At 55.2% G+C, this 19,059-nt stretch carries 23 protein-coding genes and 1 other RNA gene; 9 read left to right on the top strand and 15 right to left on the bottom strand.

The genetic code is table 11. The features are described from left to right. Positions 1 to 10: 10 nt before the first annotated feature. The 4 genes from ppx to Q4563_RS05455 form a co-directional block, all read right to left on the bottom strand. Positions 11 to 1,522 (bottom strand): exopolyphosphatase, encoded by a 1,512-nt coding sequence (gene ppx, locus Q4563_RS05440; protein WP_303603875.1) that lies wholly within the window; start codon positions 1,520 to 1,522, stop codon positions 11 to 13. A 152-nt stretch (positions 1,523 to 1,674) separates the two neighbouring features. Then, on the bottom strand, positions 1,675 to 2,190 hold the full coding sequence (secB, locus tag Q4563_RS05445; protein WP_215976199.1) for a protein-export chaperone SecB: 516 nt from the start codon (positions 2,188 to 2,190) through the stop codon (positions 1,675 to 1,677). 27 nt (positions 2,191 to 2,217) lie between these two features. Further along, a complete protein-coding gene (grxC, locus tag Q4563_RS05450; RefSeq protein WP_215976198.1) occupies positions 2,218 to 2,475 on the bottom strand; it encodes a glutaredoxin 3 in 258 nt (85 codons plus the stop codon). Positions 2,476 to 2,482: 7 nt separating this feature from the next. Further along, positions 2,483 to 2,896 (bottom strand): rhodanese-like domain-containing protein, encoded by a 414-nt coding sequence (locus tag Q4563_RS05455; RefSeq protein WP_215976197.1) that lies wholly within the window; start codon positions 2,894 to 2,896, stop codon positions 2,483 to 2,485. Between the two features lie 215 nt (positions 2,897 to 3,111). Between Q4563_RS05455 and gpmI the strand changes: the two genes are divergently transcribed. From gpmI to Q4563_RS05480, 5 genes are all read left to right on the top strand, one after another. Continuing rightward, entirely contained in the window at positions 3,112 to 4,662 is a 1,551-nt protein-coding gene (gene gpmI, locus Q4563_RS05460; protein WP_215976196.1) for a 2,3-bisphosphoglycerate-independent phosphoglycerate mutase, read from the top strand. 25 nt (positions 4,663 to 4,687) lie between these two features. Continuing rightward, entirely contained in the window at positions 4,688 to 5,863 is a 1,176-nt protein-coding gene (locus Q4563_RS05465) for a murein hydrolase activator EnvC family protein (RefSeq protein ID WP_215976195.1), read from the top strand. A 30-nt stretch (positions 5,864 to 5,893) separates the two neighbouring features. Further along, positions 5,894 to 7,297 carry a S41 family peptidase gene (locus tag Q4563_RS05470; protein ID WP_303603876.1) on the top strand — a complete coding sequence of 468 codons (1,404 nt, stop codon included), beginning with the start codon at positions 5,894 to 5,896 and terminating at the stop codon, positions 7,295 to 7,297. Positions 7,298 to 7,306: 9 nt separating this feature from the next. Next, positions 7,307 to 8,191, top strand: coding sequence for a divergent polysaccharide deacetylase family protein (locus Q4563_RS05475; RefSeq protein ID WP_303603877.1), 885 nt, complete (start codon positions 7,307 to 7,309; stop codon positions 8,189 to 8,191). 220 nt (positions 8,192 to 8,411) lie between these two features. Then, positions 8,412 to 8,636 (top strand): DUF6316 family protein, encoded by a 225-nt coding sequence (locus Q4563_RS05480; RefSeq protein WP_215976192.1) that lies wholly within the window; start codon positions 8,412 to 8,414, stop codon positions 8,634 to 8,636. A gap of 120 nt (positions 8,637 to 8,756) precedes the next feature. On the opposite strand, the gene hisF is transcribed toward Q4563_RS05480, so the two are convergent. From hisF to Q4563_RS05535, 11 genes are all read right to left on the bottom strand, one after another. Then, a complete protein-coding gene (gene hisF / locus Q4563_RS05485; protein WP_303603878.1) occupies positions 8,757 to 9,530 on the bottom strand; it encodes an imidazole glycerol phosphate synthase subunit HisF in 774 nt (257 codons plus the stop codon). Between the two features lie 5 nt (positions 9,531 to 9,535). Beyond that, complete coding sequence (gene hisA / locus Q4563_RS05490; RefSeq protein ID WP_303603879.1) at positions 9,536 to 10,270, bottom strand: 1-(5-phosphoribosyl)-5-[(5-phosphoribosylamino)methylideneamino]imidazole-4-carboxamide isomerase; 735 nt, start codon at positions 10,268 to 10,270, stop codon at positions 9,536 to 9,538. Positions 10,271 to 10,290: 20 nt separating this feature from the next. Then, positions 10,291 to 10,932 carry an imidazole glycerol phosphate synthase subunit HisH gene (hisH, locus tag Q4563_RS05495; RefSeq protein ID WP_303603880.1) on the bottom strand — a complete coding sequence of 214 codons (642 nt, stop codon included), beginning with the start codon at positions 10,930 to 10,932 and terminating at the stop codon, positions 10,291 to 10,293. 3 nt (positions 10,933 to 10,935) lie between these two features. Continuing rightward, positions 10,936 to 11,529 carry an imidazoleglycerol-phosphate dehydratase HisB gene (gene hisB / locus Q4563_RS05500; protein ID WP_215976188.1) on the bottom strand — a complete coding sequence of 198 codons (594 nt, stop codon included), beginning with the start codon at positions 11,527 to 11,529 and terminating at the stop codon, positions 10,936 to 10,938. A gap of 122 nt (positions 11,530 to 11,651) precedes the next feature. Next, entirely contained in the window at positions 11,652 to 11,969 is a 318-nt protein-coding gene (locus Q4563_RS05505; RefSeq protein WP_215976187.1) for a DUF3301 domain-containing protein, read from the bottom strand. Between the two features lie 138 nt (positions 11,970 to 12,107). Continuing rightward, positions 12,108 to 12,320, bottom strand: coding sequence for a cold-shock protein (locus Q4563_RS05510; protein WP_303603881.1), 213 nt, complete (start codon positions 12,318 to 12,320; stop codon positions 12,108 to 12,110). 204 nt (positions 12,321 to 12,524) lie between these two features. Continuing rightward, positions 12,525 to 12,863: a hypothetical protein gene (locus Q4563_RS05515; RefSeq protein ID WP_303603882.1), complete on the bottom strand. Its 339-nt coding sequence runs from the start codon at positions 12,861 to 12,863 to the stop codon at positions 12,525 to 12,527. Positions 12,864 to 12,880: 17 nt separating this feature from the next. Beyond that, positions 12,881 to 14,092, bottom strand: coding sequence for a UbiH/UbiF/VisC/COQ6 family ubiquinone biosynthesis hydroxylase (locus tag Q4563_RS05520; protein ID WP_303603883.1), 1,212 nt, complete (start codon positions 14,090 to 14,092; stop codon positions 12,881 to 12,883). Beyond that, the gene (gene ubiH / locus Q4563_RS05525) at positions 14,085 to 15,314 is read right to left on the bottom strand and encodes a 2-octaprenyl-6-methoxyphenyl hydroxylase (protein ID WP_303603894.1); all 1,230 of its coding nucleotides are present in this window, start codon (positions 15,312 to 15,314) and stop codon (positions 14,085 to 14,087) included. Before ubiH ends, Q4563_RS05520 begins: the two co-directional genes overlap by 8 nt. Before the next feature lie 12 nt (positions 15,315 to 15,326). After that, positions 15,327 to 16,661 carry a Xaa-Pro aminopeptidase gene (gene pepP, locus Q4563_RS05530; protein WP_215976183.1) on the bottom strand — a complete coding sequence of 445 codons (1,335 nt, stop codon included), beginning with the start codon at positions 16,659 to 16,661 and terminating at the stop codon, positions 15,327 to 15,329. A 5-nt stretch (positions 16,662 to 16,666) separates the two neighbouring features. Further along, positions 16,667 to 17,260 carry a UPF0149 family protein gene (locus Q4563_RS05535; RefSeq protein ID WP_303603884.1) on the bottom strand — a complete coding sequence of 198 codons (594 nt, stop codon included), beginning with the start codon at positions 17,258 to 17,260 and terminating at the stop codon, positions 16,667 to 16,669. A 192-nt stretch (positions 17,261 to 17,452) separates the two neighbouring features. Between Q4563_RS05535 and Q4563_RS05540 the strand changes: the two genes are divergently transcribed. The 4 genes from Q4563_RS05540 (at position 17,453) to Q4563_RS05555 (ending at position 18,972) form a co-directional block, all read left to right on the top strand. Next, entirely contained in the window at positions 17,453 to 17,659 is a 207-nt protein-coding gene (locus tag Q4563_RS05540) for a TIGR02449 family protein (protein WP_215976181.1), read from the top strand. Positions 17,660 to 17,671: 12 nt separating this feature from the next. Beyond that, positions 17,672 to 17,971: a cell division protein ZapA gene (locus Q4563_RS05545; protein ID WP_215976180.1), complete on the top strand. Its 300-nt coding sequence runs from the start codon at positions 17,672 to 17,674 to the stop codon at positions 17,969 to 17,971. Positions 17,972 to 18,192: 221 nt separating this feature from the next. After that, positions 18,193 to 18,370: non-coding RNA, 6S RNA (gene ssrS / locus Q4563_RS05550), on the top strand. Between the two features lie 8 nt (positions 18,371 to 18,378). Beyond that, on the top strand, positions 18,379 to 18,972 hold the full coding sequence (locus tag Q4563_RS05555) for a 5-formyltetrahydrofolate cyclo-ligase (RefSeq protein WP_303603885.1): 594 nt from the start codon (positions 18,379 to 18,381) through the stop codon (positions 18,970 to 18,972). The last annotated feature ends 87 nt before the right edge of the window (positions 18,973 to 19,059 follow it).

The raw sequence follows: 19,059 nt of genomic DNA on the forward strand, positions 1-19,059 counted from the left end.
AAGCTGGCGCTCACTCAACCGAGCTACTAATGGTCATGCGGTAACCGGCGTTTTCCAGATGCACCATTTCCGACTCTAGGTCAGCCAAGGTCAGTGGGTTTTGCTCAAGCCAGTCGGCATCAATCGCAAGCTGGATATTTTTTCCTTCGGCGTTAATGCGCAAGCCTTCGGGCAAGCTGTGCCTTTTGGTGCGATTAAACAAATGCCCAAGGCGGAGCAATATGGCCAGAGGCATTAACTCGGTGCCCACATCCGCAAAATGTTTTTCCCGTAAACTTTTTCGGTGGCAGCGCACCAGTGCGGCAAATTGCGCTTGCTCGGCGCGCGAGCAGCCAGCAATATCGACATTCTCCACAATGTAGGCGGAGTGTTTATGATAGTCGCTGTGAGCAATATCCAGTCCGACAGGATAAAGATAAGCCGCCCAGCGCAATAACTTATCGGCATCGCCCACCTCGATTGCCCAAGAGTCAGCCACCTGCTGCAACAGCGTTTGTGCCATCAGCGCCACGCGCTCGGCTTTGCCCATATTGACATGGAATCGCTGCGCCAACGCCTGCACACTTTGCTCGCGAATATCGTGGTCTTCCAAACGGCCTTTCAAATCGAACAACAGGCCCTCTCGCAATGCCCAATCGGCAGCGACCATAGTGTCGATGTGCAACTGTTCAAACAGGGCCGTTAAGACCACCGCGCCGCCTAAAAAAACGGGCTGGCGATCTTCCGAGACACCGCTTAGCTCCATATCGGTGGAGCCGTGTTTAGCGTAGCGCTTGAGGATTTTTTCCAGCGATTTTAAGGTAATTTCACCGTCACTCCAGCCCGCCTGCAGGCAGACATTAGCCACCGCCTTAATGGTACCCGAAGCGCCCAATGCTTCTTGCCATGGGTGGTCACTGTACTCATCCGCCACCGGCGTAATTTCCTGGCCCGCGGCGATGCGCGCTTTTTTAATGGCCTTTTCGGTCACCTTGCCATCGGCAAAAAAGCGTTTGGTTATAGCAACGCAACCCATGCTCAAACTTTCCTTGATGCGCGGCTCCATACCCTGGCCCACAATAACCTCGGTACTGCCTCCACCGATATCCACCAAGAGCCGGGTTTTATCACCCGGTGCAATACAGTGAGCCACCCCCAAATAAATCAGGCGCGCCTCTTCATCACCGGAAATAATTTCCACCGGATGGCCCAACTTTACTTTAGCCTCGGCTAAAAACTCGCGCGAATTATTGATTGAGCGCAGGGTTTTGGTCCCCACCGCCCGCACACTGCCCGAGGGAAAGTTGCGCAGACGCTCGCCAAAACGCTCCAAACAGGCCAGTGCCCGCTCTTGCACCTCGGGGTTCAGGCTGCCGTCTGCCTCTAGCCCCCAACCCATCCGCACAGGTTCGCGCAATCGGTCCAAAAGGGTTAGCTGCTGATTCTCCCAGCGGGCAATGATTAGATGAAAACTGTTAGAGCCAAGGTCGATGGCCGCTATATGGCTGCTTTCCTTAGAAAGCATTCGCGAGAGGTTAAACATAGTATTGGGTATCCGTCGTTATACCACTTACTTTAGTTGCTAAGGCTTCGACGGTAAAGTAATAAAAATAGAGGTAACAAGTCGATCTCGTTTTTTGACAAGCATAAAAAAAGCCCGCTAAGCGGGCTTTAGAGCTCAGTCGCGAAGCCAATTTAGGCGTCGGCAGGTGACTCAGCTTGTTGTTTTTGCTGTGCCGAAGAAATCGCCTGGGCAAAAACCGCATCAAAATTAATGGGGGGCATATTCAGTGGCGCAAAACCACCGCGATTCAACGTGTTGTCAATCGCCTCACGAGCGTAAGGAAACAGAATCGTCGGGCACTCAGCGTTGATCAGTCGGCCAAAGTTATCCTTGGGCATATTTGAAATTTCAAACAAACCCGCCTGCTTCACTTCAATCAAAAACACCGCTTTGTCATCCAGCTTAGCAGTGATGGTCAACAACAGAGCCACTTCATAGAGTGTTTCTGAAATGGTGTTGGTTTGAACATTCAGCTCTTGCTCAATGTTCGGCGCTTTGCTGGCATTCGACAGACCTTCAATCCCCATAGGGGTTTCAAACGACAGATCTTTCAAATAAATACGACGGATTGCGAAGGTCGGTGTTGCTTTCTCATCGCCTTGACCGTTTAGGGAGCTTGCTGGGGTTGGGTTGTTTTCTTCTGACATAACTGTGTCTCGTATAACTGTGTTTATTTATTTGGCAAATAGTAAAGGATCGAGTTCGCCGCGCTTATCCAGCGCCCACAACTCGGTAAAACCGCCCACGTGACGATCGCCAATCCATATTTGCGGCACGGTTCGCTCGCCACTCTCAGCCATCATTTTCTGACGTAAGTGAGGCTCCCGATCCACCCGAATTTCCTTGACCTTAACGCCTTTGCTATCGAGCAAACGCTTGGCGTTAACGCAAAAAGGACACACCGCTGTGGTGTACATAACAACTTGGCTCACAAGTAACCTACTTTTTAACCAGTGGCAAATTCTGGTTTTGCCACTCACTGATACCACCGGAAAGACGGCACACAGTGTAGCCCTTGTTGCCTAACTGGCGCCCGGCGCTACCGGCGTGCTGTCCCATTTTGTCGACCAAAATCAAGGTTTTGTCACGATGCTCTTCTAGGGTATCGGACTGGTCGGCCAACTTACTATAAGGAAGGTTGACCGCGCCTGTGATGTGACCGGCTTTGAACTCTGCCCCATCACGCACATCGACAAACAGTGCTGAGCCGGCATTGATCAAAGCTGTAGCCTCAGATGTGGTGATAGGTTGGCCATTTTTCAACCTCTCGCGCCACGCATACAAATAAACCAGTGCTGCCAAAGTACCGACCAGCAGCCACTGCTCTGTGACAAATATGAGTATATTGTTCACCCGAAGACCCTTACTTAACGGTTAGCGACCGAAGCCGGCCGCAAAAGGGCGAAAGTATACACCAGCACAGCGCTGGCCGACAGGCACTGCGGTTTAATAGCCCAATTGAGAAAAACTCGCCCAGCGCGCGGGCTGTAACGTAGAGTTGTGTGGCCATAATCGGTAGAATAAGGACATCTTCCTATTCTTGAAACAACAAACAAGCGACTGAATCTATGACAACCAAGAAAAAACCCATGGTTTTGCTGATTCTCGACGGCTTCGGGCACTCAGAATCCACCGAACACAACGCTATTTACAGCGCCAAGACTCCCAACTGGGATAACTATTGGAACAATTGCCCGAAAAGCCTGATTGGCACTTCTGGTTTGGCCGTAGGCCTGCCCGAGGGACAAATGGGCAACAGCGAAGTGGGCCACATGACCCTCGGCGCCGGCCGGGTAGTGTATCAGAGCTTTACCCGTATCAATAAAGCCATCGAAGATGGTGACTTTGCCAGTAACCCCGCCTATGTCAGCGCTATTAACAAAGCCAAAGACAACGGCAAAGCTGTGCATATTCTCGGCCTGTTGTCCGCCGGTGGTGTACACAGCCACACCGATCATATTCTGGCGATGATTAAAGCCGCCGCCGAGCAAGGTGCCACCGAGGTTTATCTACACGCCTTTCTCGACGGCCGCGACACTGCACCGCGCAGCGCCGAGGGGCCACTCAAGCAAGCCGAGGCACTGTTTGCCGAACTGGGAGTGGGCCGCGTTGCCAGCATTTGTGGGCGCTATTTTGCTATGGACCGCGACAACCGCTGGGACCGCGTGGAACAGTGTTACAACGTGATGGTCACCGGCGACGCCGAACACGATGCAGAAACCGGTGTAGCCGGCCTGCAAGCCGCGTACGAGCGCGATGAAAATGACGAGTTTGTAAAAGCCACCGTAATTTGCGGTGAAGGCCAGGAAGTGGCCACCATCAACGATGGCGATGCGGTTATCTTTATGAACTTCCGCCCCGACCGAGCGCGTGAAATCACCCGCGCCCTGGTCGATAGCGATTTCGATGGTTTCGAGCGCAAGCTCGTCCCCGAGCTGGCCGATTTTGTCATGACGACCGAGTACGCCTCCGACATCAAAGCCAGCTGCGCCTTCCCACCGCAACCTCTGACCAACTCGTTTGGTGAGTACTTGCAAAACCAGGGCAAGACTCAGCTGCGCATCGCCGAGACGGAAAAGTACGCCCACGTTACTTTCTTCTTTAATGGCGGCCAAGAGGCTGTGTTTGAAGGTGAGGACCGCATCTTAATTCCCTCGCCCGATGTTGCCACTTACGACCTCAAGCCGGAAATGAGTGCGCCGGAAGTTACCGATAAACTGGTGGAAGCCATCGAGTCCGGTAAATACGATGCGATTATCTGCAACTACGCCAACGGCGATATGGTCGGCCATTCGGGCGTCTTCGATGCCGCAGTGGCGGCCGTTGAAGCCGTCGATGCTTGCATTGGCCGTGTGGTAGACGCCACCCGCGCCGCTGGCGGCCAAGCCCTAATCACCGCCGACCACGGTAACTGCGAGCAAATGTTTGACCCCGAATCAGGCCAGGTAAGCACCCAACACTCTACCTTGCCGGTGCCACTGGTGTATATCGGAGAGCGCGACGGTCAGATCAGCGACGGCGGTTCACTGGCGGACATTGGCCCGACTATGCTTCACCTAATGAATATCGAACAGCCCGCTGAAATGACCGGCCGCAACCTTGTCGAGCTCAAGGGGTAAACGGGCGGTTTACGCCCTTAGCATTATGCGATTCGGTCACTTTGCACGCTCACCGCGGCCTCTGGTCGCGGCGCTACTCTGTCTTTTTCTGGGCAGTGCCAGCCTGTGTGCACTCGGCGCAGATGATGCCGCCGAGTACCAGCGCAAGCTCGAAGCGCTACAGAAAAATATTGAGCAGCTTAAAAAAGATCTCAACCAGGTCAAATCCGAACGCGGCAAGTTACAGCACGAGCTGGAGGAGTCAGAGACAGAAATTGACTCACTGGAAAATAAAGTCGATCAGCTCAACGATAAAATACAAACCCAAGACACTGAACTGCAAACCCTGCAACAGCGCCAGCGCAATTTAAATCGACAGCGCCAGGGGCAAAAGCAGCAAATTGCGGCACAAGTACGCAGCGCCTATCAAGGCGGGCCGCAAAGCCCACTGAAAATTTTGCTCAACCAGCAATCACCCGAGCGGCTAAGCCGGCTCAATACCTACCACGATTATCTACTTAAAGCGCGCAACGATAAGCTCGACCAGTACCTGAGCACCATCAATGAACTAAAAACTCTCACCCCCAAGGTACAAGCCAGTCGCGATGCACTCGCCACACAAAAGCAGCAATTGAGTCTGCGCCAGCGCCAATTGCAAAGCCAGCAAAAAAAGCGCGCCTCTACCTTGCAACAACTGGCCAGTATTATTGCCAATAAAGACGCCAAACTCGCCGCAGATCAGGAAAACCAAGCGCACCTTGCGGTGCTGCTAGAGGAGATGACCACCACCCTAGGCACCTCGCACTCGCCGTTTAGCGGTCAGGCGTTTAGCGGCCTGCAAGGTCAACTGCCTTGGCCCACACAAGGTTCCGTGCGCCACAATTATGGCAGCGACCGGGTCGGCAACCAGCTGTCTTGGAACGGGCTGGTGATTGAAGCCAAAACCGGCGCCCCTGTAGTCGCCATCCACGGCGGAATGGTAATCTTTGCCGATTACCTGCGCGGCCACGGCCTGCTGATGATTGTCGATCATGGCGAGGGTTATATGAGCCTTTATGCACACAACCAAACTTTACTCAAACGCCCCGGTGAGCGAGTACAGGGCGGAGAAACCATTGCCCGCGTGGGCAACAGTGGTGGCCAGAATTACTCTGGCCTTTATTTTGAGATTCGCCATCAAGGCCGGCCCACTAATCCCAAGCCCTGGCTTGCTCGCGCCTAACCGCGCGCGCCGAATCTTTAGGAGAACGGAATGCGTTTAGCCCCATCCAGCCTTATCTTAGCGGTCTTATTTTTGGCCTCTGCCCCCAGCTGGGCACAAGACCCAGAGCCCTTACCGGCAGAAACCGATGTGGAGGCAATGACCGACAGTCTCGACAGCGAGTCAGAGGCACAAGGGCTGCTGCCGCTGGAAGATTTACGCACCTTCACCCGCGTCTACGACCATATTCGTACCAGCTATGTCGAAGAGCTTACCGATACCGAGCTACTGGAATACGCTATTAAAGGCATGATGGCCGAGTTAGACCCGCACTCCTCTTATTTAGATGCCGACCGCTTTGAAGATTTGCAGGTCAACACCTCCGGCGAGTTCGGTGGTTTGGGCATTGAGGTGGGCATGGAAAATGGCTTTGTGAAAGTCGTCTCGCCCATTGATGATACCCCCGCCAAAGAAGCGGGTATTGAAGCCGGCGATTTAATTATTCGTCTCGACGATCAACCGGTGAAAGGCATGAGCCTGAACGAGGCCGTCAGTGTTATGCGCGGCCCTAAGGGCAGTGAAATGACTCTAACCATCGTGCGCGAAGGCGTTGATCAACCGTTTGAGCTGAGCATTGTGCGCGACATTATTAAAGTGCGCAGTGTTCGCACCAAACTACTGGATGACGATTACCTGTACGTGCGCATCGCAACCTTCCAAGTCAATACCGGGCGCGACCTTGCCGGTAAGATCAACCGAACGTTGGAAGATCACGACGGCTTGCGCGGCGTAATACTCGATTTGCGTAACAATCCCGGCGGCGTTTTACAAGCCTCGGTCGATGTCACGGATATCTTCCTCGATGGCGGCTTGGTGGTCTATACCGAAGGGCGTATTGCCCAAAGTGAAAGCCGCTACCACGCTAACGCTGGCGACGTAACCGACGGCTTACCACTGGTGGTTCTGATTAACGACGGCTCTGCTTCGGCCTCAGAGATTGTCGCCGGCGCCCTGCAAGACCAGGGCCGCGCCGTCATAATGGGCACACGCAGCTTCGGCAAGGGCTCGGTGCAAACCGTGGTGCCCATCACCGAAAGCCGCGCAATCAAATTAACTACCGCGCGCTACTACACCCCCAATGGCCGCTCGATTCAAGCCCAGGGAATTGAGCCCGATGTTATCGTTGAGCGCGCCAAAGTGACGGCGGTTAAACCCTCACTGCTCACCACCGAAGCCGATCTGGCCGGACACTTAAATAATGGCAATGGCGAAGAAGAAGTGGGCACCAAAGCCCGCGAAGAGTCCCGCGCCGGCGACAGTTCTATTTTGGCTAAAGACAATCAATTACACGAAGCGCTCAACCTGTTAAAGGGCTTACATATTTTCCGCCAGCAGGCGCAGATACCCCCTGTCAGTGAGCCGGTAGAAGCCGCTCCCGAAACCGACACCTTGTAAGCGAACCCTTTGCGCTCACTGATCGCCTGTCTATTTCTGGCTAGCCTAACCGCCTGGGGCGCCAATGGCCCCGGGCATGAGCCCGACCCTACCCGTGCCAAGCTCGCCATTATTATTGACGACGTCGGTTACAACCGCGCCCTTGGTGAACGCACTGCGCGCTTAGCGGGTGCTTATACTCTGGCACTGCTGCCGCACACCCCGCACAGCCACTATTTAGCCGAACTCACCCACAGGCAGGGTAAAGAGCAAATACTCCACGCCCCCATGGAGAATATGGCGGGGCTAGCACTCGGACCCGGCGCCCTGACACTACAGATGAGTCGAGCAGAGTTTACCGCCTCCTTACGCAAATCTATTGCGCATTTCCCACACATCGTGGGCCTCAATAATCATATGGGCAGTGCTTTGACCCGCGAGCCCCAACCCATGGGCTGGACTATGAGTGAGGCACGCCGCGCCAAGCTCTATTTTGTCGACAGCCGTACTACCGCACAAAGTGTTGCCCACCAAACGGCTCAAGCTTACGGTTTGGCCAGCGCCAAGCGCGATGTTTTTCTCGATCATGAAATTGACCGCGAGCATATCCACCGACAACTGCTGCTCGCCGTAAAACGGGCCAAAACTCAGGGCCATGCCATCGCGATTGGTCATCCTTATAAAGAAACTCTTCAGGTACTCGAACAGGTCTCTGAGCAGTGGTATGCAGAGCAGGGAGTTGAACTGGTATCTGCATCGGCATTGGTCGCGCCCAGCCCTCCGGGGGCGGGTTTCTGCCAAGCCCCGCCGCCCCTTTTGCGCCAGTGGACCATGCCCCCAGCACAGCTCCAAAGCCAGGCAAAAAGCCAGATGCCCTCTAAATTAATAGAGTTTGGTTATCAGCAACTTTTATAAGTAGATAAAGACGATATAAACAAACTCACAGGAAGTGCGTATAATTAGCTTACGGTAGGCTGTATTGGGCTCAGATAGAGTGACATACTCGCAGTAATCGAGGGCTCAGCAACTCCAACGCCATCTATTGGCGTATTCGCAAAGGAACAGTGCAATTGCACCCCGGGCCATTCGTCATAATGAACCGGATATAACAGGATAAGATCGCGAGGTGAACCCTATGAGCAACGATAACCGCACCGGTGAAAATGGCGGCGTACCTGACCGCTCTGGCCGTTTTGTAGAAAAGTCTGGCTACTGGTACTACATGACCCGTGAGGGCGTGGACATTGGCCCATTCGATACCCGTGCCGATGCTGAAATTGGCGTAGGTGAATTTATCGACTTTATCTGTGAAGCTGCGCCTGGCGCCGCCAAAGTCATAGAAAAGTACCGCGCGGCTTAACACTAAACATTTAGCCAGCTAAGTACCTATTCACCGCGGCGAGCCGTCGCTGCGGGATTGCTTATTTGTGTCAATTACCGCGAGCGAGATAAATCGTCTGCGCAAACTTCCCTTGCTTTGCTACAGACGCACCTCAATGCCGCGCTCTTGCATATACAGCTTGGCTTCATTGACGGTGTATTCCCCAAAGTGGAAAATACTAGCCGCCAACACAGCGTCGGCCTGCCCTTCTAGTACGCCATCAGCCAAATGCTGCAAGTTACCCACACCACCCGAGGCGATTACAGGCACGGGCACCGCTTCACTGATAGCGCGAGTCAGGGCTAAATCGAAGCCATTTTTAGTACCGTCGCGATCCATACTGGTCAGCAGTATCTCGCCGGCGCCATAGTCGCTCATGCGGGTCGCCCACTCTACGGCATCAATACCGGTGGGCTTGCGACCGCCGTGGGTAAAGATCTCCCAGCGCAAAGGCTCGCCCTCGGCACTGACTTGCTTAGCGTCGATGGCCACCACAATACACTGAGCGCCAAAGCGGTCGCTGGCGGCTTTTACAAAGTCGGGGTTATGCACTGCGGCAGAGTTAATGCCGACCTTATCGGCACCGGCGTTTAGCATCCGGCGGATATCATCGTTCGTGCGAATGCCGCCGCCCACGGTCAGGGGAATAAACACTTCACTGGCAATACGCTCCACCGTGTGGGCTGTGGTGTCACGCCCCTGATGGCTGGCGGTAATGTCGAGAAAGGTAATCTCATCCGCGCCCGCTTCGTTGTAGCGTTTTGCCACTTCCACCGGGTCACCGGCATCGCGAATATCGACAAACTGCACGCCTTTAACCACGCGGCCGTCATCCACATCCAGACAGGGAATAATACGTTTTGCCAGTGCCATAGAATTTACTCCGCGCCGTCGCAGTAATCTTGCGCTTCGGCCACATCCAATGTGCCTTCGTAGATGGCGCGGCCGGTAATGGCCCCGCAAATGCCTTTGTCGCTCACAGCGCTCAAGGCGCGAATATCGTCCATATTGGTAATGCCGCCCGAGGCAATCACCGGAATGCTGGAGGCCTGGGCCATGGCAACGGTGGCTTCAACGTTAACGCCCTGCATCATACCGTCGCGTGCAATATCGGTGTAGACAATCGAGCTAACGCCGTCGGCCTCAAAACGTTTAGCTAAATCGCTCGCTTTGACATCGGACACCTCGGCCCAACCATCGGTGGCCACCCAGCCGTCTTTGGCGTCTAGCCCAACGATAATATGGCCAGGGAATTCGCGGCACATATCGGTGACAAAATCTGGCTCTTTTACCGCTTTGGTGCCGATAATGACGTATTCAACGCCCGCTTTAATATAGTGCTCGATGGTTTCTGCCGAGCGAATGCCGCCGCCAATTTGAATCGGCAGCTTCGGGTAAGCCTTGGCAATCGCGGTCACGACATCGCCGTTAACCGGAGTGCCGGCAAAGGCGCCGTTAAGGTCAACGAGATGCAAACGGCGGCAACCGGCATCCACCCATTTGGTCGCCATGGCAACCGGATCATCGGAGAATACGGTGGAATCGTCCATCAGTCCCTGACGCAAACGCACACATTGGCCGTCTTTTAAATCGATGGCGGGGATAATAAGCATGTTAAATCTCTCTTGATGCGTTAACTCTGGCCGTTCCAGCCAACGAAATTTTGCAGTAACTGTAAGCCTGCGGTGTGGCTTTTCTCGGGGTGAAATTGCACGGCAAATAAGTTGTCGCGCCCCAGGGCGGCGGCAAACTCGACGCCGTACTGGCAGCGACCTTTAACCTCAGTCCCCGTGTCTTCCACAAAGTAGCTGTGAACAAAGTAAAAGCGGGATTGGTCGGCAATGTTGTGCCACAGCGGGTGCTCAACCTGGGCAACCTGGTTCCAGCCCATGTGGGGTACTTTTAACGGCTCACCCGCTGCGCTTTTTAAGTCGTGGCCAAAAAATTTTACCTGGCCGGGGAAAAGATCGATGCAATCGGTACCGCCACTTTCTTCGCTGTGGCTCAGCAGTGCCTGCATACCGACGCAAATACCCAGCACCGGCTTGCCCGAGCTGACCTGCTCGCGCAGCAACTGATCGAAGCCCAACCGGCGGATTTCACTCATGCAATCGCCAATGGCGCCCACACCGGGGAAAATCACCCGGTCGGCGGCGCTGACCTCGGCCGCATCACTGGTCACCACAACGTTTTGCGTCGATACCTTGCCCAAAGCGCTGGCCACCGAGTGCAGGTTGCCCATGCCGTAATCAATAACCGCTACCGTTTCTGTCATGACTTACAGGCTGCCCTTAGTGGAGGGCGTGATACCCGCCATACGCGGATCTTCTTCCAGCGCCATACGCACGGCGCGGCCGAAGGCCTTAAAAACGGTCTCGATCTGGTGGTGAGCGTTCTCGCCGCGCAGACAATCGATGTGCAGCGTCACCTGAGCGTGGTTGACAAAACCGTGGAAAAATTCGGAAAACAGCTCGGTATCAAAGGCTCCCACACGCTTTTGGGTAAAAGGTACCTTCATAATCAGGCCGGGGCGACCGGAAAAATCGATCACCACTCGCGACAAGGCCTCATCCAGCGGCACATAGGCGTGGCCGTAGCGGCGAATACCTTTTTTATCGCCTATCGCCTGGGCAATCGCCTGACCGATGGTAATGCCGATATCCTCAACACTGTGGTGATCGTCGATATAGGTATCGCCCTTACAGGTCACCTTCATATCGATCATGCCGTGGCGAGCAATCTGATCCATCATGTGCTCAAGAAACGGCACGCCGGTATCAAACTCCCCGCGACCGCTGCCGTCGAGATCTAACTCAACACTGATTTGCGTTTCCAGAGTATCGCGCGATACCTGTGCTTTACGCTCTGTCATGATGGACTCCAACTAAAATACGCCCCTAGGGCCAAACCGCGAATTATAAAGCTTTGCCCTGAACAAGCCCAGTATTGTGCGGGGTAAATCGCAAGAAACTAATCTCTGAGCAGAGCCGGACACTAGTGAACCCGGTGCGGATCCAGCTCAACCTGCTCGATACGCCGGCCCAACATGATGACCCGGCCGGTGTAGCGGTCTTCGCCGGTGGAGGTAAATTCAAAGTAAAAGGCGCGCCAGAGGCTGAGCGCGCCTTTGTGATTGCGCTTAAACCAGAGGCGGCGCAGGTAGACGCTCTGATCGAGCAGCTGTATATCCATCTCTTTACAGTGGCGCGCGGCCGCACGAAGGGCAACTTCTTTTGCCATTAGTGCCCGCCACCAGTAGTACACCGTGGCCACTACCACAAAAAACCAAATCACAACGGTTAAATCAGACAAGCCGCTACCCTATTGTTAATGTAAAACTCACACGCAAAAAAGCCCCGGGCCGCAAGCGGCCAGGGGCGAAAACTAAAATTCTGTCGGCACCCGGCGCAGCACTTTAGCTCAGCGCGCGCCGGGCGTCGAGCCTAATACTTAAACGGCGGTAACATTCTCGGCTTGTGGACCTTTTTGACCCTGCACCACTTCAAAGGACACGTTCTGTCCCTCTAGCAGAGTGCGCCGGCCGGTGCCGTTAATCGCACGAAAGTGTACAAACACATCCGGACCGCCTTCGCGCTCGATAAACCCGTAACCCTTTGCATCGTTAAACCACTTAACCACACCTGAGACCAATTGCTCTGACATAACGCCCTCTTACTGACTTTGCATACCGGCTGCGCCGGCTTCCCTACTTACTCCACACAACCATGTGCGGAACCTAAAAATGATCTATTGACTGTGAAATGGATGAACTGGGTTCAGTTCTACTCATTTTTACTAACACCGCTACTGGGCAATTATTCAGCACCGGTCAAAATCATTTTGGCCTGGGGAAGGCAAAGCTCGCGGTTACATCGGTTGGTCGCGCCCTCTGGTTGGGCGGCGACAAAACACTTCATGCAAGATAAGCGCAATCACCACAACGGCAAAACCACCCAGCATGGCAGGGCGTTTAATCACCTCCAGGGCAAGCTCCTCTTTTGCCAACTGGTAACAGGCCAAACCCCAAGCGGCTGCGGCAAAATAACCCCAGCGCTGGTGCTTAAAGACAAAATAGGCGACCACTAAGGTCACAACGGCCGCAAACACAGTCTCAACCTGCAGTTCCGAGGCCAAAAATCCCGCCGCGGCAATAAGCCACAGCAATAAAAGAGCATTAAAAAAATGTGCCAGTACGTGTATTTTCATAGAATAAATCGACATTATTATGACAAAGACAAACCCATCGCCTGTTCGGCGAGAGTATTTTTCAATAGAGTCAGGCGGTTAACGGCGTCCATACCACGATTTCGAAGATGCAGCACCGATAGGTCGCGACTACCATACAGCCGCTTAAAGCTTTCCATCGCCGCCATCATACTGAGATTATGCCCCATTCGAGACCGCTCATAGCGCCGCAATGAGGCATATTCGCACAAGCCCAAATCGCGCTCGGCAGCTCGAACCAGCTCTTGAGTCAGGGCCGCCACATCGAGCAGACCCAAATTGACCCCTTGCCCCGCCAGCGGATGAATACTGTGCGCGGCATCGCCCACTAAGGCTAAACCCGGGCAAACATACTGGCGCGCGTGACGCTGCACCAGTGGCAGGGCAAAGCGCTTGGCCACCGACTCAACCTGGCCCAGACGATGCTCAAAGGCCTCTCCCAATCGTGCGGCAAAGGCTTTGTCATCCAGCGCCATTAACTCATCGGCCAGAGCCTGCTCGGCAGACCAGACAATAGAGCAGTGCTTAGGCGCTGTGTCTTGTGCGCTTTCGCGCAGAGGTAAAAAGGCCAGCGGCCCCAGGGCGGTAAAGCGTTGGCGCGCGGTAAACTGATGGCTGCGCTGCATTTTAACGGTCGTGACAATCGCGCTCTGCCCGTAGGACCACTCGCGCACGGCCAAACCCGCCATATCGCGCAGACTGGAGCGCGCCCCATCGGCAGCAATGGTCAGGGGGGCTTTAAGAGTGTCGCCGTTATCCAGCACCACACCGGCTACGGCCTGGGGCGCAAATACCAGCGACTTAACACTGGCGGCTACCGGCTCGATTTCGCTGTGCGCGATCCGCTGCAACAGCTCTTGTACGATTAACCGATTCTCGACAATATGGCCCAGAGTATCGCGGCCGAGTTCAGCACTGTCAAATTGAATACTGCCGGCCCCCTCGCCATCCCACACGTCCATTCGCCGATAGGGGCAAACCCGCGTATCGGCCAGTGTCTGCCACACCCCGAGGTCAGCCAGCAGCGAGCGGGAGCGCTCGGTCAGCGCCACCACACGCGGGTCAAATGGCTCAGGCGCAGACACCTGCACAGGCTCGGGCGCCACCAGAGCAATTTGCTTACCGGCAAAACGCTGTTGCAGCTGCAATGCGCAGGCGGCACCCACCATACCGGCGCCAACCACAATAATATCCACCTGCCGCTCAGCCATGTTGACCGCCCTCAATGGCCGAACCGCAAGCGCACTCGCCCGAGCTCGAAGTCTGACTGCCAGCTAGGCCCATCATGTGTCGACCGAAGCCAATTTTTAGAGGGGGCAGCGCCTCTAGCCCCAGTAAGCCGAGGTGGCGCAGGGTGACCGCGCCCGGATCGCGGCGGCTGAACAGGCGGACCATGGCGTCGCCCACGATGGTGGTAACTGCTTGATCCTTACGGCGCGCCTGTTGATATGCCGATAACTCGGGCAAGGCGCCCGGGTCCGTCTCAGATAAATACCGCGCCAGCTGCACACAGTCTCGCAGCGCTAGGTTAAAACCCTGCCCGGCCACCGGGTGCAATGAGTGGGCGGCATTACCTAATAATACAAGACGCGAGCGCACCTGCTCGGTCGCTTCGCGGCGCACGAGCGGGTAACTCACCCGCTCGCTGACCGACTGGAACCGCCCCAAGCGGTGGCCAAACCGGTTTTGCAGCTCGGCAAGAAACTGTTCATCGCGCCAATGGCGGGCGCTATCGGCTGTGGCAGGCGGTAGAGTCCACACCAAAGCCAGCTCGCGATCCGGCGCTAGTGGCAAAAGCGCTATCGGCCCCTGATCGGTAAACCGCTCGTAAGCAACGCCTTTATGTGGCTGGCTGACACGCACATTGGCAATTACCGCCTGCTGCTGATAGTGATGGTCGCGGGTGCCTATGCCGAGGCTCTCACGGGTGGCCGATTGCGCGCCATCGGCCACTAGTACCAAACGCGCGCTTAGGGCAGAACCGGACTGCAAGTTCAGACTGGCCTGCTCGCGGTTAAATTCGATATTTTGGACGGTATCGGTGAGTGTTTTTAGGTGGCCCACCTGTGACAGGGCAGCAAACAGAGCTTGCCCCAAAGCCACATTAGGCACCACATACCCTAGCGCATCGCGCTGAAACTCGGCCGCACTCAGCCTTTGGCCGGGTAAATAACCGCGATCGGACACATGCACCTGCCGAATAGCACCGGCACTATCGGCCAGTGTTGCCCAGCAACCCAACTGCTGTAAGCACTCGACACTGCCGGCGGACAGGGCACTGGAGCGTGCGTCGAAGCTGGGCCGCCCCACCGGTGCGTCGGTGGGGGCAGGCTGCGGGTCAATGATGGCAATGCGCCACCGTGGGTTGGCCCGGGCGCACAAGAGGGCGGCGCTGGCCCCTACCAGGCCACCACCGATAATGGCAATATCCACCTCGGCCAAGGTTTAGGTGCTCCGCCGGGTTTGAGCACTGGCCATAAGCGCTTCGATTTCACTCACGGTTTTAGGCACATCTTTGGATAAGATATCGTAGCCGTTTTTGGTAACCAGCACGTCATCTTCAATTCGAATACCAATACCGCGCCACTTTTTGGCAACTGTGTCATCATCGGGGGCGACATAAATGCCGGGCTCAACGGTCATTACCATGCCGGGTTCTAGCACTCGCCACTCGCCGCCGACCTTGTAATCACCCACATCGTGCACGTCCATTCCCAGCCAGTGGCCGATGCGATGCATATAAAAACGCCGGTAAGCGCCCTCTTCGATCAGGGTATCCAGCTCGCCATTAAGCAGCCCCAAATCCAGCAGACCCTGAGTGATGGTACGCACCGATATTTCGTGCGGTTCGTTCCAGTGAGCACCGGGCTTTATCGTGGTCAATGCGGCCTCTTGCGCCGCCAGCACCAGCTCGTAAAGCGCTTTTTGCTCGGCATTAAAGGTGCCGCTCACCGGGAAGGTGCGGGTGATATCGGCGGCGTAATTCTCTAGCTCACAGCCGGCGTCGATCAAGACCAAATCACCTGCTTTTAACGCAGCTGAATTTTCCACATAGTGCAATATGCAGCCGTTTTTGCCACCGCCCACAATCGAGTTGTAGGCCGGAGAGCGGGCCCCAGCCATAGCAAACTCGTGCAGAATTTCGGCCTCTAACTGGTACTCCATCACATCGGGCTGGCAGTATTGCATGGCGCGCACATGAGCACGGGCGGATATTTCACTGGCCTCGCGCATCACACGAATCTCCGCCGCACTTTTATACAATCGGTTATCGTGCAGAAAGTGGGCGAGGTCGAGAAACTCGCCGGGCGGGGTCGCCCCAGAGCGCACTTTGGCACGGATGGTATTAACCCACTCCATTACCTGCCGATCGAAGCCGGCATCTTTGCCCATGGCATAATAGACGCGCTCGCGCCCTTCGAGTAGGCCCGGCAGAATATCGTCGATATCATCCACAGGGAAAGCGTCATCGGCGCCGTATTGATCACAGGCACCAGCGGGGCCGGCGCGATAGCCGTCCCAGATTTCTCGCTCGGGATCGCGATCGCGACAAAAAAGCACAAACTCGCCGTGCTCGCGCCCCGGAATCAACACCAGCACCGCCTCGGGTTCAGCAAAGCCGGTCAGATAAAAAAAGTCGCTGTCTTGGCGATACACATATTCGGTATCGCGCGAGCGGGTGCGCTCCGGCGCCGCCGGTACAATAGCAATGCTATCCGGCTCCATAACGTCCATCAGCGCTTTGCGGCGGCGGGCGAATTCAGATTTAGCAATTCTCATAGCAATCAGTGTACTGTTTTGGGGGTGTTGCCCTGAGCGGCGTCATTGGGCTCGGCCGCCTCTGGGTGATAGTGCTGAAACAAGGTGAGAGCGGACATACGCACATACTCGGCCACTTCAATAAAATCCGCCTCGGTGCTGGCTGCATCGTTGTCGTCGGCGGCCACCTGCACAATCGCAGAAAAGTCTTCCAGGGTGTCGGCGATCTCTTGCTCCAACTGACCCTGTTCGGCCGCGCCAGAGGCGCCAAAGCCGCTGAGAAAACCGTGACACCACTGCGACAGAGCCTCCACTCGCTCGGCCATGCCTTGCTCGTCGTCGGGCAGCAGCAAAACAAAGCTAAACCCTTCGCCCGATAATTGCTGGCGGGTTTGCGTTAAAAATTCCAACAATGCGTTGGTGGTGGGTTGGTCGGGCTCTTCGGTGAGAGCCATAAAATCACTGACCAATCGCAGCCAGTCGGCTTCGTTCATGGCCTGACCACAGAGACGGCCACACAACATACCCTGCAATTCAGCCGGGCTATTGAGCGCGTTTAACGGCGCAAATCGCTCATCCCAATCGTCAAATGGGTTGGCAACTTTTTCCAATTCAGACATATAAAACCACTCCTAATAAGGCGCCTATGCTAGCACAGCGTGCCACGCGCTCGGGGGCGACGTGTGACAGCGCACAAAAATGCCTTTGATATTCGCACTCTGCGCGTATAAGCTAGAAATTACATCAAGAGTAATTGACCCCTGCAAGCTAGGGCAATTATAGTATCTACCGTTTACCAACGGGTCTTATTCATGTCTGACGAACGGATCAATACGCTGGATGCCAAGCTGGATGAATTGCTCAGGCAATCCGCACGCTTGCACAAGGAAAATATCGAGCTCAAGCAGCGCGAGAGTGACTGGCAACGCGAGCGCGTGCGCCTAATTGAAAAGAATGACTTAGCCCGCACCCGGGTTGAGGCAATGATCACTCGTTTAAAAAGTCTGGAATCCGAATAAAATGAGGCTCCCATGAGCAATCAAACGATCAATGTACGTATTCTCGACAAAGACTACCAAGTCGCCTGCCCCGATGAAGAGCGCCACGCCCTGATTGAATCGGCCCAGGTATTGGATGAGCGGATGCGCATGATTAAAAACTCTGGCAGCGTTATTGGCCTGGAGCGCATCGCCGTCATGGCAGCGCTGAACCTGAGCCACGAGCTGCTAGTCGCTCAATCCTCGGGCAGCAATCAGTCTCTCGACCCTGAATCACTGCTGCGGATGCAGCAAAAGATTGAAGCGCAGCTGGATCAACTCAGCGCCAGCTAACCTAGCCTCACCCTCCTCATCGCCCGATACCGACGACTACTCGCCCCGGCATCCACTGGGTTTTAATAAGGTGCAAAAGCGGCAGGCTTAGCGCCAAATGCCGGCCTCAAGCCTCAAATCCATTCAGCTAAAACACCTTGTGGAAGGCGCTTATAGACTGACCTTGCGCTCGATTTCCCACTAAATTTTGGGTTAACGACCCAAAATACGTTATAATTATAACTACCCTGGGATGTACGCCAGTCGACTATGTCCTTGAGCCGATAATGCTGTACCCGGTAGCTCCTCGCTGGTGTTTGTGAGCATGTCCGCACGACGGAAAGCCTAATGACATCGCTGGGGCCACCCCTTGAACTTTAGGGTTCAAGGCCCAATTGACAGCGGCATTCTGGGGTTTTACTTTCATCATGGATTCTGAATCAGGCAAACGCCAACTGCGCCGCCAGTTGCGCAACAAACGCCGAACCCTTTCCAGTCAGCAACAATCCTTTGCCGCCCAAGCGCTGGTTGATATTCTCACACGCCAACCTTGGCTCAAGCGCGCCCGTCACATTGCTCTGTACTGGCCCGCCGATGGCGAGCTCGACCCGCGCCCCATTGCCCACTGGGCCTGGCAGCATGGTATAGCCTGTTACCTGCCGGTATTGCACCCCTGGCACACACGCCAATTGTGGTTTACGCCCTTTGCCGCTCAAACCCTTTTTCGGCGCAATCGTTTCGGTATTCCCGAGCCGATAAAACACAGGGCCGCACCGCTGTCACCGCAACACCTGGATGTTGTATTACTACCTTTAGTGGGTTTTGACCGCAGCGGTGGCCGACTGGGAATGGGCGGTGGCTTCTACGATACCACCTTTGCCTTTAAACGCCGTCTGCCAGGCTTTAGCAAACCGCGATTGATCGGTATCGCCCACAGCTGCCAGGAGGTAGAGCAACTGCCTTTGGAGCCGTGGGATATTGGCTTGGATGCGGTAGCGACGGAAGAGGGAGTGATTGGTTGAGATGGGGGCGGAACGCAGAACGCAGAACGCAGAACGCAGAACGCAGAACGCAGAACGCAGAACGCAGAACGCAGAACGCAGAACGCA

This window comes from Gilvimarinus sp. 1_MG-2023 (assembly GCF_030548285.1).